The organism is Streptomyces canarius, assembly GCF_014650735.1.
GTDB lineage: Bacteria > Actinomycetota > Actinomycetes > Streptomycetales > Streptomycetaceae > Streptomyces > Streptomyces olivaceoviridis.
In genome coordinates, this window is the sequence record NZ_BMVN01000042.1 from 1 (window position 1) to 15098 (window position 15098).

Here is a 15098-nt window from a genome sequence, read left to right on the forward strand (position 1 = left end):
CTGACATCTGCTCACCCCGTCCAGCAGCGTGTCGCTGCGGACGCGATGAGGTGGAGTGCGTTATAGGGACAGAAAGCGACGTGGGCACGCGGGACGCCGCAGGCCCACAAGGATGGCGTCCCGCCGTACGCCGTCGTTACGCGTCGAGCTGATCCGGCTCCCGCTGCGAGGGTGCCCTCATCGGCTTCGTCAACCTGTGGGAGCGGGTTGGAGGTCGTAGAAGGTGCCGTCGCGGAGCATGGCGAAGAGCACGTCGGCTCGTCGTCCCGACGGCAACGGCACCACCAATGACAGCGACACGGGGAGCGACGGCGACCAGTGAACTACCCTCGTCCGGTGCTGGTCGTCACCTGCCTGAACGACCCCACCGCCGACGTGGTGATCAGCGAGCTGCACGACCGGGGCGTCCCGGTCGTGCGGTTCGACAGCGCCGACTTCCCGCACGCCCTGTCGGCGCGGCCACCATCACCACCGACGGCGTGGACGACACCCTGTCCACGCCCACCCGAACCGCCGAACTCTCGCAGACCCGCTCGCTCTACTACCGGCGGCCCTCCGGGTTCTCATACCCGCACCTCGACGAGCAGGACGCACGGTTCGCCGTCACCCAGGCCCGCTACGGACTCGGCGGCCTGCTGGCGTCCCTGCCCGGCTGCCTGTACGCCAACCACCCCTGGAGGATCGGCGACGCCGAGTTCGAACCGGCCGGCCTCACCGCGGCGGCGGCCGTGGGATTCCAAGTGCCGCCGACCCTCATCACCACGGAGCCGGACGCGGCCCGGGTGTTCATCAAGCGGTACGGCCCCATCATCTACAAACCCCTCGCGACACCTGACTACTTCGTGGACGGCGTCTCCAGCACCGTCAGGGTGGCGGAGGTGGCACTCGACGACATCGACGCGACGGTCGCCGGCACAGCGCACCTGTTCCAGCAGATGGTCGACAAGACCGCGGACGTACGCGTCACCGTCATCGGCGACCAGGTCTTCGCCGTCCGTATCGACTCCGCCCTGCTGAACTGGCGTACCGACTAAGCCAGTTGCGCTACACCCCCGTCACACCACCGCCGGCGGTCACCGACGCCCTGTACGCGTATCTGGCCCGGTTCGGCCTCGTCTTCGGCGCATGCGACTTCGCCGTCGACCGCGAGGGCCGTCCGGCCAGTGGTACCGGCTCGAACCGGAGACCGACCTGCCCATGCTCGCGGCCATGGCCGACCTCCTGGAGAGGAAACCCCGATGAGCGACCCGCACACCGCCGCCCTGCGCCGCGCGCTCGCCGACCAACTGGCCGACGGCGGCCACCTGCACACCCAGCAGTGGCGCACGGCCGTCGAGTCAGTGCCGCGGCACTAGTTCCTCCGCGCCGGGTTCTTCGAGCGGGTGATCGGACCGGGTCCTACCGCGTGGCGGCCGGTACTGGCGGAGACCCCTGACTGGCTGGTGCGCTGCTACAACGACGAGTCGTTCGTGACCCAGGTGGCCGGCACGATCACCCCGGCGGACATCCGCGGCGAGATCCTGCGCGAGCCCACGTCGTCAAGCACGCTGCCCAGTCTGGTCGTCCGGATGCTGGAGGACCTCCAGGTCGAGGGCGGTCACCGCGTGCTGGAGATCGGCACCGGCACGGGGTACTCCACCGGCCTGCTGTGCCACCGCCTCGGCGACGACCTGGTGACCTCGGTGGAGGTCGACCCCGAGGTGTCCGCCCGGGCAGCAGCGAGCCTCGGCGCGTGCGACTACTTCCCGGACCTCGTCGTGGGTGACGGTCTCGCCGGCCACAAGGACCGCGCTCCGTACGACCGGGTCATCGCCACGTGCAGCGTCCTGAACGTTCCATCCGCCTGGGTTGAACAGACCCGGCCGGGCGGGATCATCCTGGCCACGGTGACCGGCTGGATGCACGCCTCCGGCCTGGCCCGCCTCACCGTCCGCGACGACGGCACGGCACGCGGCCAGATCGAGGACGAGTCGGTGTCGTTCATGCTCGCCCGCCCGCAGGCGCCCCCGCCATTGGGCATGCTGCCGGACTTCGGCTCCGGTGAGGAGCGCCCGGCCCGGCTCGCTCCGACCATCCTGACCGAGCCGGCAGCCCGCTTCGTCGCGCAGCTCGCGGCGCCGCGCGCGCAGCGCCTCACGCTTCCCGGCCCGGACGGCACGGAACACATCCTGCTGGACGTGGACGCCGGCGCATGGGCTGCTCTCCGTCAGGAAGAAGAGCAGCGCTGGAGTGTCCGCCAGGGCGGTCCCGGCCGCCTGTGGGACGACGTCGAGGAGCACCTGCTGCGCTGGCAGACGGACGAGGCACCGTCGCTGGAGCAGTTCCGGATAGAGGTATCGCCCCGGGGACAGCGGGTCGACTGGACAGGAGCGGGAGCCTGACGCGCACGCCGCACCGACTGGCTTCCTGCCGTCAGGGCGCTCTCGTTCCGGCGGCAGGTTGCTCAGCGGACGAGGTCGGCGAGTGGCACGCCCAAGGCGTCAGCGATGAGGAGTACGAACGCGGTCGAGGACCCTGACGCGTACGCCGGTCTGCGACATCGAGCGTCATCGAAACGGCCTGTTCGTCCCGGTTCATCGCCCCGTACGGCAGCGTCGGCGCTGTTCGTCGACGCGTTCCGTGTACCCGCGGGCGTCCAGGAACTCCAGCAGCGGTACGGCGACCCGGCGGGTGGTGTCGAGGGCGCGCCGGGCCTCGCTGAGCGTGAACGGCTGGGGCAGCGCGCGCAGGACGGCGGCGGCGTCGGCGTCCGCGCCGGGCAGCAGCACGATCCCGTCGGCGATCCGGAGCAGGGCTCCCGCTGCCGCCGCCGCGGCCAGCGCGCGGCGGTCGAGGCCCAGTTCGGCGAGCCGCCCGGCCTCGGGGGCGCGGAACGGGGTACGGGCGAGGTCCCGGCGCAGGGCGTCCACGGCGGCGCGGACGGGTGCGGGCAGGGCGGGCCCGGGGCTGTCCGCGGGGTACAGCCGGCCCTGCCGCGCCCGGAGCCGGGGCTGTGCCGCCGCCAGCGCGTCGACCAGGGCGCGGTCGGGCAGGCCGAGCAGCCGGCGGGCCGCCTCGGTGGGCAGGCCGGGGTCCAGCGGGTGGGCGCGGGCGTGTTCCAGGACGTGGCCGGCCAGCCGGTCCTTGAGGTGGCTCCAGTGCGCCGCGTCGGCGAGCCAGTCCCCGGCGACGGGGTCGCCGGGTGCCGGGACGCCCATCGCCCGCAGGTCGGCGCGGCGGACGAGCTTGCGGCGGCGCAGTTCGGCGGCGCCGTCCGGACGGCCGGCCATCGTCTCCAGCTCGGCCGCGCGGGCCCGGCCGGCGCCGCGCCGGGCCAGCCGGGGCGGCCGTACGTCGAGGACGGTGACGCCGCAGGGCGGGCGGGTGCCGCCGGGTTCGCGGAGCACCGCGCGGTCGCCGACCCGGAGGGGCAGCCCCCGGCGCAGGGTGAGCCGGGCGGTGTCCGGGCCGAGCGGGCGGACGGTCACCGGTACGGCGGCCGTTCCGAGGTGCAGGGTGACGCACCGGGGCAGCTCGGCCACCGGCTCTCCGGTGACCCGTACGTCGGCGACCTCGGTGTTCAGCCAGCGGTCCGGGGTGAGCAGCACCTGGCCGCGGCCCAGGGTGGTGTCCCCCTGGCCGTGGACGTTGACGGCGACGCGGGCCACCGCGCCGACGGCCGTCCGCTCCTCGTGGAGGCTCTGGAGGCCGCGCACCCGCAGGACGGCCGATCCGTCCGGGGTGACCAGCCGGTCGCCGACGCGCAGGGTGCCGGCGCCGAGGGTGCCGGTCACCACGGTGCCGTGGCCCCGCACGGTGAAGGCCCGGTCGAGCCACAGGCGTACGTCGGCCTCGGTGTCGGGCGCGGGCAACTCGGCGGCCATCCGCGCCAGTTCGGCGCGCAGGTCGTCCAGTCCCGCGCCGGTGACCGCGCTGACCGCGACCTGGGGCACCTTGCCGAGGGAGGTGGCGGCCAGCCGCTCGACGGCGTCGGCGCGGACCGGCTCGGGGTCGGCGAGGTCGCTGCGGGTCACCGCGAGGACGGCGTGCCGGACACCGAGCGCGTCGAGGATGGCCAGGTGCTCCTGCGACTGGGGCTGCCAGCCCTGGTCGGCGGCGACCACGAACAGCACGGCGGGTACGGGGCCGACACCGGCCAGCATGGTCGGCACGAACCGCTCGTGACCGGGTACGTCGACGAACGCGAGGTGGTCTCCGCCGAGGCTGGTCCAGACGAAGCCCAGGTCCAGCGTGAGCCCCCGGCGCCGCTCCTCCTCGTACCGGTCGGGCTCCATCCCCGTGAGGGCCCGGACCAGCGCGGACTTACCGTGATCGACATGCCCGGCGGTCGCGAGAACGCGCATCACGCCTCCCTTCCGCAGGGGGCCGGCATCGTGCCCCTCGCTTCGCAGGGCGCCGGCATCGGGCCGTCGGCCGTGCCGCGGGGGCTCGGCAAGGAGCCGCCCGTGCCGCCACCGGGGGACGGCGTCGTACCACTCCCTTTGCCACGGGGCCTGGACGTGCCGTGCGCCCCGCCGTACCGACACCGCATCAGGCCGTCGGCCGTGCCACGGGCCTCCGGCAGCACGCCGCCCACTCCGCCACCGGGCCGTCGCAGGGTGTCACCCGTCGTTCCCCGCGGATCGCGCATCATGCCCGCCCTTCCACCAGGACCAGCATCACACCGTCCGCCCTTCCACGGGGACCGCGAACCGTGCCGTCCACGCCGGCCCGCTCTTGTGGGGGCGCCCCGGGTGCCGTGCGCCGCCGCGCGCCTCCCCCATCACCTCCCCCGTCACCTCCCCCGCCCTTCCGCCACCGGCCGCGCCGACCGCACGGCCTCGGCCAGCCGGTCGTCGTCCTCCGGGGGTACCGCCCTCAGGTCCAGCAGGCAGCGGCCCGTCTCCAGGCGGCCGACGACGGGGACACGGCCGGTGCGCAGCGCGGCGGCGTACGGTTCGGGCAGGGAGAGGGCGGCGCTGGGCAGGGTGACGCCGGGGGCACCTCCGCCGCCGACTGTCGCGGCGCTCTCGACGGCCAGGACGTCGATCCCGTCCGCGGCCAGCCCGGCGGCGAGCCGGCCGGCGCGGGCCCGGAGCCGGGCCGGGTCGGCGGTGAGGGCGAGGGCGGTGGGGGTGGGCGGGCCGGTGAGGGTGGCCTCCAGGGCGGCCAGGGTCAGCTTGTCGACGCGCAGGGCGCGGGCCAGCGGGTGCCGGGCGAGGGTGCGGACCAGGTCCTCCCGGCCGAGCAGCAGCCCGCACTGGGGTCCGCCGAGCAGTTTGTCGCCGCTCGCGGTGACGAGCGCGGCGCCGGCGCGCAGCTGGGTGTCGGCGTCGGGCTCCTCGGGCAGGGCCGGGTGGGGCGTGAGCAGTCCGGAGCCGATGTCGACGACGACCGGCACGCCGAGGCCCGTGAGGTCGGCGACCTCGGCGGACCGGGTGAAGCCGGTGATCCGGAAGTTGGACGGGTGCACCTTCAGCACGAACCCGGTGTCCGGTCCGATGACGGCCGCGTAGTCGGCGGGGGCCGTGCGGTTGGTCGTACCGACCTCGCGGAGCCGTGCGCCGGTCGAGACGAGCAGGTCGGGCAGGCGGAAGCCGTCGCCGATCTCCACCATCTCCCCGCGGCTGACGACGATCTCCTTGCCGGCCGCGAGGGCGGTGGCGGCGAGGGCGAGCGCGGCGGCGCCGTTGTTGACGACGTGCGCGGCGCCGGCGGCCGGCACCCCGGCGCGCAGTGCGGCGAGCGCGGAGCGTCCTCTGCGGGCCCGGACGCCGGTCGCCAGGTCGAGTTCGACGTCCGTGGGACCGGCCGCCTCCTGGACGGCCCGTCGTGCGGCGGCGGACAGCGGGGCCCGGCCGAGGTTGGTGTGCAGCAGCACCCCGGTGGCGTTGAGCACCGGGCGCAGGCCGCTCGCGGCGCTGGGCAGCAGGTCCAGGGCCGTCTGCGGGACCTGTTCCGGCGGGATGCCGCCCGCGCGGGCCCGCTCCTGCGCCTGCCGTACGGCGGCCTTCACCCGGTGCGCGCCGAGCCGCTCCACCGCCTCGGCGAGCCGGGGGTCGCGCAGGAGGGCGTCGGTGCGCGGGATGCGGCGGCGTGCGTCGTCGGCCGCGTCCCCCTGCCGGGGCGGGTCCGTGGTCACGGGCGCGCCGAGCGTGCCGTCCTCGGCTGTCCCTCCTGGTACCGGCCGCTGTTCCATGCCGCCCCTGTCCTCCCGGTCCGGCCCTGTGCCCGTACGGACTGGGCCCATCGTCTCCCAGTGCCCCCGGCGGGCCGTCCGACACGCCGGGACGGACGTTGGCGGTGGCCACCGCCCGGGTACTAGGCGCCGCATGGAGGACCACGAGCGCAAGCGACAGGACGAGAACGCGACGGCGGCCGAGCGGGCCGCGCGCCGGCAGCGCGAGGCGGACCGCGAGCGCGCCGGATCCGAGCCGTTCGACTACCCGTACCCGGAGCGCCGGGCGAACGTCCGGGCCCGGCGGCACATCAGCGAGGCACAGGCCGCCGCGGACACACCGCCGGGGATTCCCGGCGGATACGGCACGACCGGCGGCGGCCAGGTGGGCGCCACCGGTGCCGCCCACCCGCCGTCCCGCGAGCACCGCGCCACGTCGGCGGGGACGCCGGCCGCGGAACCGGGCGGTGACGACGAGGGGCCGGTGAACCGCTCCGGGCGGTGACACGCCACGGCGGCGAGGGGCCCGCGGAAGGCTCACCGGGGCCATGGGAGGTTCAGGGTGTCCCGGTGGGCCGCGGCCGGTCGTCGACGTCGTCGGCCCCGGTCGGCGGCCGGGGCGGCGGCGCCTCGCCCGCGGTGAGGTGTTCCAGCACCTCCACCAGTTCCTGGCATGCCTTCTCCACCGAGCTCCGGGTGTTGCGCTGCTCGATGATCACGGCGGACAGCAGCAGCGCGGTCAGGGCCATGGCCCCGTTGAACGCCTGGAGCTTCACCATGACCTCGATCCGGCTCAGCCCGGCGAACGCGCCGACGCCGTCCGCGGCGGCGACGGCGGCCACCACGGAGGTCAGCAGCGCGCAGAGCACACTGCCGATGAGCTGGAACCGCAGGGCCGCCCAGATGATGAGCGGGTAGACGAGGAAGAGCAGGCTGAGTGAGCTGTGCACGGCCAGCGGTACGAGGGCGCAGGCGACGACGGCCAGCGCGGTCGCCTCCTTCCAGCGGCGCAGGGGCAGCGGCCTGCGGGCGCCGTGCAGCAACAGCAGCAGCGGGGTGACCAGCAGGACACCCATCGCGTCGCCCACCCACCAGGCGAGCCAGACGGGCCAGAAACTGTGCGGGGGCACGCTGCCCGTGAGGGCGAGGACGCCGACGCCGACGGACGCGCTGACCAGCATGGCGCCCAGCGCACCCAGGAACACGAGGGCGAGGCCGTCGCGCAGCCGGCTGAGGTCGGTGCGGAAGCCGGCCCGGCGCAGCAGCAGTGCCGCGCACAGGGGTGCGGCGGTGTTCCCGAGGAGGATGCCGAGCACGGCGGGTTCGGGTGTGGTGAGGGACAGGACGGCGAAGAAGGCGCCGAGCGTGATGCCGGGCCAGCAGCCCGGGCCGAGGATGAGCAGCGCGGCGAGGGCGACGCCGGTCGGTGGCCAGATGGGGGTGACGACGGCGCCCTCGACGGTCAGCTGGCGCAGCAGGCCGAGCCGGGCCGCCGCGTAGTAGCAGGCGGCGACGGCCAGCAGTTGGACCACCCGGACGCCCGGCCGGCGCAGCTCCTCGAAACCCACCACAGCAGCAATCTCACACCGATGGCCGCCGGTCGGCGAGGCGAGGCGGTCGACGGCCCGGCCCTCTGGCCGATGGTGGCCGGGTAGGGAGCCGCTCAGGCCGGTGCGGCGGGGCCGTCCAGGCCGACCACCAGGACGGCGGCGTCGTCCTCGTGCCCGACGCTCTCGGCGCCCTTGATCACGGCCGCGGCGAGCGCGCGGGCCTCCAGGCCGGCGACGGCGGCGATACCGGCGAGCCGTACCACCTGGTCGAGGCCGTCCTCGATGTTCAGCGACGGGCCCTCCACGACGCCGTCGGTGAGCAGGACGAAGACCCCGCCGGTGGTGAGCCGGTGCCGGGTGACCGGGAACTCGATGCCCTGTCCGATGCCGAGCGGCGGTCCGCCCTCGTCGTCGACGACGCCGGACTTCCCGTCCGCCGTGGCCCAGACGGAGGGGATGTGACCGGCCCGGGCGCTCTCCAGCACCCCGGTGGCCGGGTCCAGCCGCATGAAGGTGCAGGTGGCGAACAGATCGCTGCCCAGGGAGAGCAACAGGTCGTTGGTACGGGCCAGCAGGTCCCCGGGATCGCCGGTGACCGAGGCGAGCGCCCGCAGCCCGGCCCTGACCTGGCCCATGAAGGACGCGGCCTCGATGTTGTGGCCCTGTACGTCGCCGATGGACAGCCCGATCCGGCCGTCGGGCATGGTGAAGGCGTCGTACCAGTCGCCGCCCACGTTGAGACCGAGGTTGGCGGGCGCGTACCGCACCGCGAGATGGAGGCCGGGCGCGGCCGGCAGGTCCCGGGGGAGCATGCCGCGTTGCAGGGCGATGGCCAGCTCGACCTGGGTGCGTTGCAGCTCCGCGCGCCGGCGCGCCTGGGCGGTGAGCGAGCCGAGTCTGGCCAGCAGCTCGTCGCCTTCGTCCATGGTGCGCTTGCGGGGCATCGATCACTTCCGGCGGGACGGGTGACCCTCGGAGGGCCGGTCGCCTGAATTCTCGGCAAACGTCTAGATTTTACCTAAATAGGATGATCACGCCTCGGGGATGGCCGGCCGGGCCCGGACCCCGGCCCGCCCGGTGTCCCGGCCGTGCTCGCCGTCAGCGGACCTCGGAGTCGATGCCGGTGATCACCGCGGGCCCGAGCGGTGCCGTCCGCTCGTCCAGTCCCGCCTGCTGGAGCGCGGAGTCCGCGAGCCTGCGGGCCTCCTCCTCGGCGTGCCGGCCGGTGTCCGCCTCCACGGTCAGGCGCAGGGTGAAGGTGTTGTCGTCGTTGACGCTGAGCGCGTCCAGGTCCTCGGCGCTGCCCATGTGCGTGCCGTGCGGATCGGCGGGCCTGAGCGCCCTGGCCAGCCGGGAGCGGGTGTCGGCCTCGATCCCGGTGGTGAAGGTGCCGGGGACGCTGATCACGTAGGTCGTCATGAGACGGGTCCTTTCCTCGGGCGTCCCCCGTCTACCCCGAATCGCGGGCTTCGCACAGCGGACAGCGGGGCGTCCTGCCGGGTCGGGCGTCGTCCCCCGGACGGCGGACGTGCCCGTGTCGGCTCCGGGGCCCGGTCCGGCGGGGGTGGGAGATTACGGCTGCGGCCCCTCGGTCCGCCTCTTCCCCACCCCGCCCGACGAAGGACTCCCCCAATGTCAAAGGACTCGCCCACGCCAAGGAAGGCCGCGCCCATGCGCCTGTGCCGTCCGCTCGCCGCCGTACTCGGCGGTCTCGCCCTCGCCCTGACCACCACGGGTTCCGCGCTCGCCGCCGACGGCACGTTCGTCTGGATCGGGCCCCAGGGCACGGCGTACGCCATCGACAACCCCCCGGACGGCAAGTGCCTCGCCATGGCCCAGGAGGCGCGCGGCGCCCGCAACGGGACGAAGAAGCCGCTCGTCGTCTACACGAAGAAGAGGTGCAAGGGGTCGGCGTCGCGGCTCGCCCCCGGCCGCTCGGCGCCCGCGAACGCCCGCTTCGCCAGCGTGGTCTTCGACCCGCGCTGACCGATCCCCACGGCGCCGGCGGCCTGAGCCCCCCTCAGACCCAGCCGTCGAGCGCGCCCATGAAGCCGTCGAAGTCGTCACGGTAGACGCAGTGCCCGGCTCCCTCGACCGTCCGGACCTCGAAGCCCCGTCGCACCAACTCCTCGTCCAGGCCGGGCCGTACGAGTTCGCCGACGCCGGCCAGTACCACCAGGGAGGGCACCACCGGGCGCGCCGGGGTGCGGCTGACCGCGTAGATGCCCGGCAGGACGCGGGCCGAGGCGGGGTCCCAGTCGGCGAGCGTGGCCAGTTCCACGTCCACGTCGGCTTCGTCCCAGCGCGGGTTGAGGCTCTTGACCATGGCACGGTTCGCGGACTTGAAGGCGGCGAAGTACGCGGACGCCTCGACCAGTTTCCGGCGCAGGTCCCAGGCGGGGTCGCAGTAGACGGCCCGGGCGGGCGCCAGCCGTTCGACGGCGCCGGCCAGGGCCATGGCCCCGAGCGAGTGACCGATGACCAGTTCCGGCCGTTCCGGGAGGGTTTCGACGAGGTCGCCCGCCCAGGTCTCGGGGCTGTACTCGCCCCGGCCGCTCGCGCCGTGCCCGCGCAGGTCCACGCCGACGACCCGGTAGCCCTTGCCGGCGAGGACCGGTGCGACCCGGTGCCAGGTGCGGTGGTCGGACATGATTCCGTGCACGAGGACGGCGACCCGGTCGCCGGTCCCCCACTCGTGCGTGTGCAGCCTCATCGGCGGCGCCTCCCCCGTCGTACTCCGGCTGATCATGTCATCACGGCCGGCGCGGGATCCACACCCGGCGGACGGCCGGCGTCCATCGTCCCGCGCGCGACGCGGAAATCCGGGCGGTCCGCGCGCGTGTCGGCCGGCTCCGGGGATCGGTGATCCTCTGCGAGGCCGGCACACCACGCCCCACGGCGCCTCCGTGACGACGTCCTCCTGGCCGGTCGCATGACGGCCGACGTGCGGTTGGTGCCCTCAGACTGTCATCGCGCCGGTCGCATCGGGCTGCCCCGAACGCTGCGCCTCGTCCTGGACGAGCATCGACAGGAGCGAGGCCACCGTGAGGCCGATTCCCGCTTCGGCCGGATGCCGCAGGGTCCTGCTGGGATCGATCCGGTAGGTGTTGCCGCGCCCCTCCCGGGTGTGAGACAGGTAACCATCCTGCTCCAGGTCCACGATGATCTTCTGCACAGCGCGATCGGTGAGCCGACAGCGCGCGGCGATGTCCCGGATGCGCGCATGTGGGTTGTCCGCGACGGCCGCAAGCACGCGGGCATGGTTCGTCAGGAAGGTCCACCCGCTGTGCGACTCAGGCACTCCATCCATGCCCCGAGTCTAGCGACTGGACATTCATGCACTCAAAAACACGTATTGAGATTCGTGTATTAGTTGACGTACATCCGGGTGAGGGGGCAGCGTTGAGTCAGCCCCCTGCGCACACATGCGGGAGAAAGCCATGTACCACCGCATCCACCAGGCCCAGCTCGCCGGCGGGCCCGGCCTGCCCTGCCCGGGAAGCCGGGAGAACCCGGACAGGCCCCTGCCGACCGGCTTGGCGACCGCCTCCTGCACACCGCGCGGGGGCCGGATCCGCGTCCAGGTCCTGGGTGAGCTGGACCTCGACTCCGCGAACCGGCTCCGCCCCGGCCTGCACCAAGCACTCGCCGCGTCGGAGCACGGCCTCGACCTGGACCTGGGCGGGCTCGATTTCTGCGACTGCGCCGGCCTGGGTGTGCTGATGGAGCTTCGGCAGCGAGCCGACAGCCAGGGCAAAACGGTCGTCATCCGCGTCGGCAGCCGCATGGTCGACCGGCTGCTCGCCCTCCTCGGAGCCCAGGAGCTGTTCACGCCGCCGGACCCGCCGCCCATCGAACTGCGTCACCCAGCCCCGGCCGGCGCCTCCGCACCGAAAGCAGGGACATCACCAGGCGCCATGTCCTCCCGCACCCGCACGGACGGGGCGGGTCGCCGCCAGGCCCCGCGCTGCTGAGACACGGTCCGCGACCCGCCGGGGCCGGGTTCCGCGGTTGTTTCGGCGAACAGCCCCATGGCGATCGACGACTGAGACATACTTCCGGTGGGTCCAACTCCTTCTCTCGGACGACTGGTTATCAACGAGAGAAAGGGGGAGCTATGCGACTCGCATGGTTGCACCTCGCTGAGGTGCTGCGATCCACGGGGGCGAAGGTACATCGGCGATGTGCCCGAGCCGTCCGAGCCGTTCATGCGTGGTACCGGTCCGCCAGGCCCAGCAACCGCGCGTGGACCTGGTTCGACCAGTTTTCGGCGTCGGTGGCTGCAACCACCTTGCACGACCTCCTGGTCTGGATCACGCGCGGTCGCTGACCCGTCGAAGGCGGCCCCCGCAGATGCCGTCACCATGGCGCGGGGGTCGTCCGGGTCGGACCACTGGCCGACCTCACCCTGACGCATCCATAGATGCGTTCGGATGTCTCTACCCTAGCCCTCGAGTTCAATCTGAGACGGCCGAATCCGCAAATCCCGTGTCTCCCCCCCCGTCCGAGCGGCTCACAGCGGGGAGTGGGCCACCGCCGTCACATAGGCGCCGCACAGCAGGGAGACCAGGGTGAGGGCGCCGTAGACGACCATCGCCGCCGGCGGGCGCAGCCACCACGTGCGGGCGAGTGCGCGTGCCACCGGGACGAGCAGCGGGAAGGCCGGCAGCAGGAACCGCGGCTTGGAGGAGAAGGAGCCGGAGCCGCCCACCGCGAGGAGGACCAGGAGGCCGGCGAAGACCACCAGGGCCGGCGGGGGGCGCTCCAGGCAGAGCAGGGCGAACAGCAGGACGCCCGACGCGACGACCAGGAGGGCCACCGGGTAGACGACGCCCCCGCCGTGCAGGAACAGGGCCTTGAGGAAGCGCACCGAGCCGGCGCCGAAGTCGAAGCGGGAGTCCCAGGCGCGCTGGACGGCGAAGTAGCCGCCGAGGAGGTCTCCCGTACGGCTCCCCACCCACAGCACATAGCCCAGCCAGCCCAGGGGGGCCAGCACGGCTCCGGCCCACAGCCGCGCGGGGGCCCGGCCGCGCTGCCGCACCGCCTGGTGCCCGGCGGCCAGGGTGACGGCCACCGCCACCGCGAATCCGCTGGGCCGCGCCAGGCCCGCCAGCGCGGCCAGGGTTCCGGCCCACAGCCAGCGGCCCCTGAGTACGCAGTACAGCGCCCACGCGGCGAGCGCGGCGAACAGCGACTCCGTGTAGGCGATGGTCAGTTCGACGGCGTGCGGCAGGGCGGCCCACAGGGCGACCAGTGTGGTGGCGACGCCCCGGCCGTACAGGTGGTGGCCGACGAGGTAGACGCCGTACGCGGCCACGCCCGCGGCCGTCCAGGCGATGAGCAGGGCCGACCGGCCCGGGGTGAGGGGCAGGACGGCGGTCAGTGCTCGGATGAGCGCCGGATAGAGCGGGAAGAAGGCCCAGTCGGTCTGGACGGCGCCCTGCGGGGAGATCCAGACGAGGTGGCCGTAGCCGTGGGTGGCGATGTGCAGGTACCAGCGGGAGTCCCAGGCGTGGGCCAGGTTCCTGACCAGCGGTTGTCCCCGGAGTTCGTTCGTGAGGATCACCGTGAGGATCCCGGCGAGACGGACGGCCGCGAACAGGGCGAGCGCCGGCAGGGCACCCTGCGGCCGGCCGGGCCCGGTCGGCCGGGGCAGCCGGGGGCGCCTCAGGGGTCCGGAGGGGGCCGTCGGTTCGGGCCGGGGGACGGAGGAGGTGCTCACGGCGTCGACCTTGGGCACGCCGGTGGGCAGGTGCAACGCGCGACCCGGGTTTCCGCCGCCCCTCCCCCGGTTTTCACGCGTCCGGACGCGTCACCGGCCCCGATCGCCCCCTCAAAGGGGCCCACAAGGGTGTGGTTATCATATGAGCGCTGCCTAGCTCGAAAGATGGATCTGTGACTGTCAACGACGACTCGTTCACCAACTGGAAGATCCGCGAGGAGATCGCGGAGTCGATGATCCCGCTCATCGGGAAGCTGCACCGCGAGCGGGACGTGACCGTCCTGCTGCACAGCCGCTCCCTGGTGAACAAGTCGGTGGTCAGCATCCTGAAGACGCACCGCTTCGCCCGGCAGATCGCCGGCGCCGAGCTGTCGGTCACCGAGACCATGCCGTTCCTCCAGGCCCTGACCGCCCTCGACCTCGGGCCGTCGCAGATCGACCTCGGCATGCTGGCCACCACCTACAAGGCCGACGACCGCGGCCTGAGCGTGGCGGAGTTCACCGCCGAGGCGGTCGCGGGCGCCACCGGGGCCGACAAGACCGAGCGCCGCGAGCCGCGTGACGTCGTGCTGTACGGCTTCGGCCGCATCGGCCGGCTCGTCGCCCGCCTGCTGATCGAGAAGGCCGGCTCCGGCAACGGTCTGAGGCTGCGCGCCATCGTCGTGCGCGGCGGTGGCGGCCGGGCCGCCGAAGACCTCGTCAAGCGCGCCTCGCTGCTGCGCCGCGACTCCATCCACGGCCAGTTCCAGGGCACGATCACCGTGGACGAGGGCAGCAGCACGATCGTCGCCAACGGCAACGCCATCAAGGTGATCTACGCCGACGACCCGTCGCACGTGGACTACACCGAGCACGGCATCCGGGACGCCATCCTCATCGACAACACCGGCAAGTGGCGCGACCGCGAGGGCCTGTCCCAGCACCTGCGCCCCGGCATCGAGAAGGTCGTGCTGACCGCGCCGGGCAAGGGCGACGTCCCGAACGTCGTGCACGGCGTCAACCACGACACCATCAAGCCGGACGAGCAGATCCTGTCCTGCGCCTCCTGCACCACCAACGCGATCGTGCCGCCGCTGAAGGCCATGGACGACGAGTACGGCGTGCTGCGCGGCCACGTCGAGACCGTCCACTCGTTCACCAACGACCAGAACCTGCTGGACAACTACCACAAGTCCGAGCGCCGGGGCCGCTCCGCGCCGCTCAACATGGTCATCACCGAGACCGGTGCCGCATCCGCCGTCGCCAAGGCGCTGCCCGACCTCAAGGCGAAGATCAGCGGCAGCTCCATCCGCGTCCCGGTGCCGGACGTGTCGATCGCGATCCTCAACCTCCAACTGGCCCGCGAGACCACCCGCGAGGAGGTCCACGACTACCTGCGCGAGGTGTCGCTGACCTCGCCGCTGAAGCGCCAGATCGACTTCATCACGGCGCCCGACGCGGTCTCCAGCGACTTCATCGGCTCGCGCCACGCCTCGATCGTGGACGCCGGCGCGCTGAAGGTGGACGGGGACAACGCGATCCTCTACCTCTGGTACGACAACGAGTTCGGCTACTCCTGCCAGGTCGTCCGGGTCGTCCAGCACGTGTCCGGCGTGGAGTACCCGACGTACCCGGCGCCGGCGGTCTGACCGCCCGGGTCGCGCGCACCCGTACGGCCGCCGACCGTGGT

General features: G+C 73.4%; 12 protein-coding genes and 2 pseudogenes. 6 read left to right on the plus strand and 8 right to left on the minus strand.

The window, feature by feature from the left end:
* The first annotated feature begins 318 nt into the window (after positions 1 to 318).
* Positions 319 to 1242, plus strand: a pseudogene (gene tgmB, locus IE294_RS36750) (ATP-grasp ribosomal peptide maturase).
* A pseudogene (tgmC, locus tag IE294_RS36755) lies at positions 1239 to 2381 on the plus strand (ATP-grasp peptide maturase system methyltransferase). Before tgmB ends, tgmC begins: the two co-directional pseudogenes overlap by 4 nt.
* 192 nt (positions 2382 to 2573) lie before the next feature.
* Here tgmC and IE294_RS36760 read toward each other — a convergent pair.
* Positions 2574 to 4343 (minus strand): SelB domain-containing protein, encoded by a 1770-nt coding sequence (locus IE294_RS36760; RefSeq protein ID WP_189893464.1) that lies wholly within the window; start codon positions 4341 to 4343, stop codon positions 2574 to 2576.
* A gap of 431 nt (positions 4344 to 4774) precedes the next feature.
* On the minus strand, positions 4775 to 6178 hold the full coding sequence (selA, locus tag IE294_RS36765; protein ID WP_189893466.1) for an L-seryl-tRNA(Sec) selenium transferase: 1404 nt from the start codon (positions 6176 to 6178) through the stop codon (positions 4775 to 4777).
* 133 nt (positions 6179 to 6311) lie between these two features.
* On the opposite strand from selA, the gene IE294_RS36770 reads away from it, so the two are divergent.
* Positions 6312 to 6662 carry a hypothetical protein gene (locus IE294_RS36770; protein WP_189893468.1) on the plus strand — a complete coding sequence of 117 codons (351 nt, stop codon included), beginning with the start codon at positions 6312 to 6314 and terminating at the stop codon, positions 6660 to 6662.
* Between the two features lie 52 nt (positions 6663 to 6714).
* On the opposite strand, the gene IE294_RS36775 is transcribed toward IE294_RS36770, so the two are convergent.
* From IE294_RS36775 to IE294_RS36785, 3 genes are all read right to left on the minus strand, one after another.
* A complete protein-coding gene (locus IE294_RS36775; RefSeq protein ID WP_189893470.1) occupies positions 6715 to 7728 on the minus strand; it encodes an MASE1 domain-containing protein in 1014 nt (337 codons plus the stop codon).
* A gap of 92 nt (positions 7729 to 7820) precedes the next feature.
* Positions 7821 to 8651: a PP2C family protein-serine/threonine phosphatase gene (locus tag IE294_RS36780; RefSeq protein ID WP_189893472.1), complete on the minus strand. Its 831-nt coding sequence runs from the start codon at positions 8649 to 8651 to the stop codon at positions 7821 to 7823.
* 154 nt (positions 8652 to 8805) lie between these two features.
* On the minus strand, positions 8806 to 9126 hold the full coding sequence (locus tag IE294_RS36785) for a hypothetical protein (protein ID WP_014670642.1): 321 nt from the start codon (positions 9124 to 9126) through the stop codon (positions 8806 to 8808).
* Between the two features lie 252 nt (positions 9127 to 9378).
* Between IE294_RS36785 and IE294_RS36790 the strand changes: the two genes are divergently transcribed.
* Positions 9379 to 9693, plus strand: coding sequence for a hypothetical protein (locus IE294_RS36790; protein WP_229917699.1), 315 nt, complete (start codon positions 9379 to 9381; stop codon positions 9691 to 9693).
* A gap of 34 nt (positions 9694 to 9727) precedes the next feature.
* Here the strand turns inward: IE294_RS36790 and IE294_RS36795 are convergent, their stop codons facing one another.
* Together IE294_RS36795 and IE294_RS36800 are read right to left on the minus strand one after the other, a co-directional pair.
* Positions 9728 to 10420: an alpha/beta fold hydrolase gene (locus IE294_RS36795; RefSeq protein WP_189893476.1), complete on the minus strand. Its 693-nt coding sequence runs from the start codon at positions 10418 to 10420 to the stop codon at positions 9728 to 9730.
* 246 nt (positions 10421 to 10666) lie between these two features.
* The gene (locus tag IE294_RS36800; protein ID WP_189893478.1) at positions 10667 to 11017 is read right to left on the minus strand and encodes a helix-turn-helix transcriptional regulator; all 351 of its coding nucleotides are present in this window, start codon (positions 11015 to 11017) and stop codon (positions 10667 to 10669) included.
* 130 nt (positions 11018 to 11147) lie between these two features.
* Here IE294_RS36800 and IE294_RS36805 point away from each other — a divergent pair, with 130 nt between their 5' ends.
* Positions 11148 to 11681, plus strand: coding sequence for an STAS domain-containing protein (locus tag IE294_RS36805; protein WP_189893480.1), 534 nt, complete (start codon positions 11148 to 11150; stop codon positions 11679 to 11681).
* Between the two features lie 539 nt (positions 11682 to 12220).
* Here IE294_RS36805 and IE294_RS36810 read toward each other — a convergent pair.
* Positions 12221 to 13447, minus strand: a complete 1227-nt coding sequence (locus IE294_RS36810) for a putative hexosyltransferase (RefSeq protein ID WP_189893566.1) — start codon at positions 13445 to 13447, stop codon at positions 12221 to 12223.
* Positions 13448 to 13602: 155 nt separating this feature from the next.
* Between IE294_RS36810 and IE294_RS36815 the strand changes: the two genes are divergently transcribed.
* Complete coding sequence (locus IE294_RS36815) at positions 13603 to 15057, plus strand: glyceraldehyde-3-phosphate dehydrogenase (protein WP_189893482.1); 1455 nt, start codon at positions 13603 to 13605, stop codon at positions 15055 to 15057.
* Positions 15058 to 15098 lie beyond the last annotated feature (41 nt).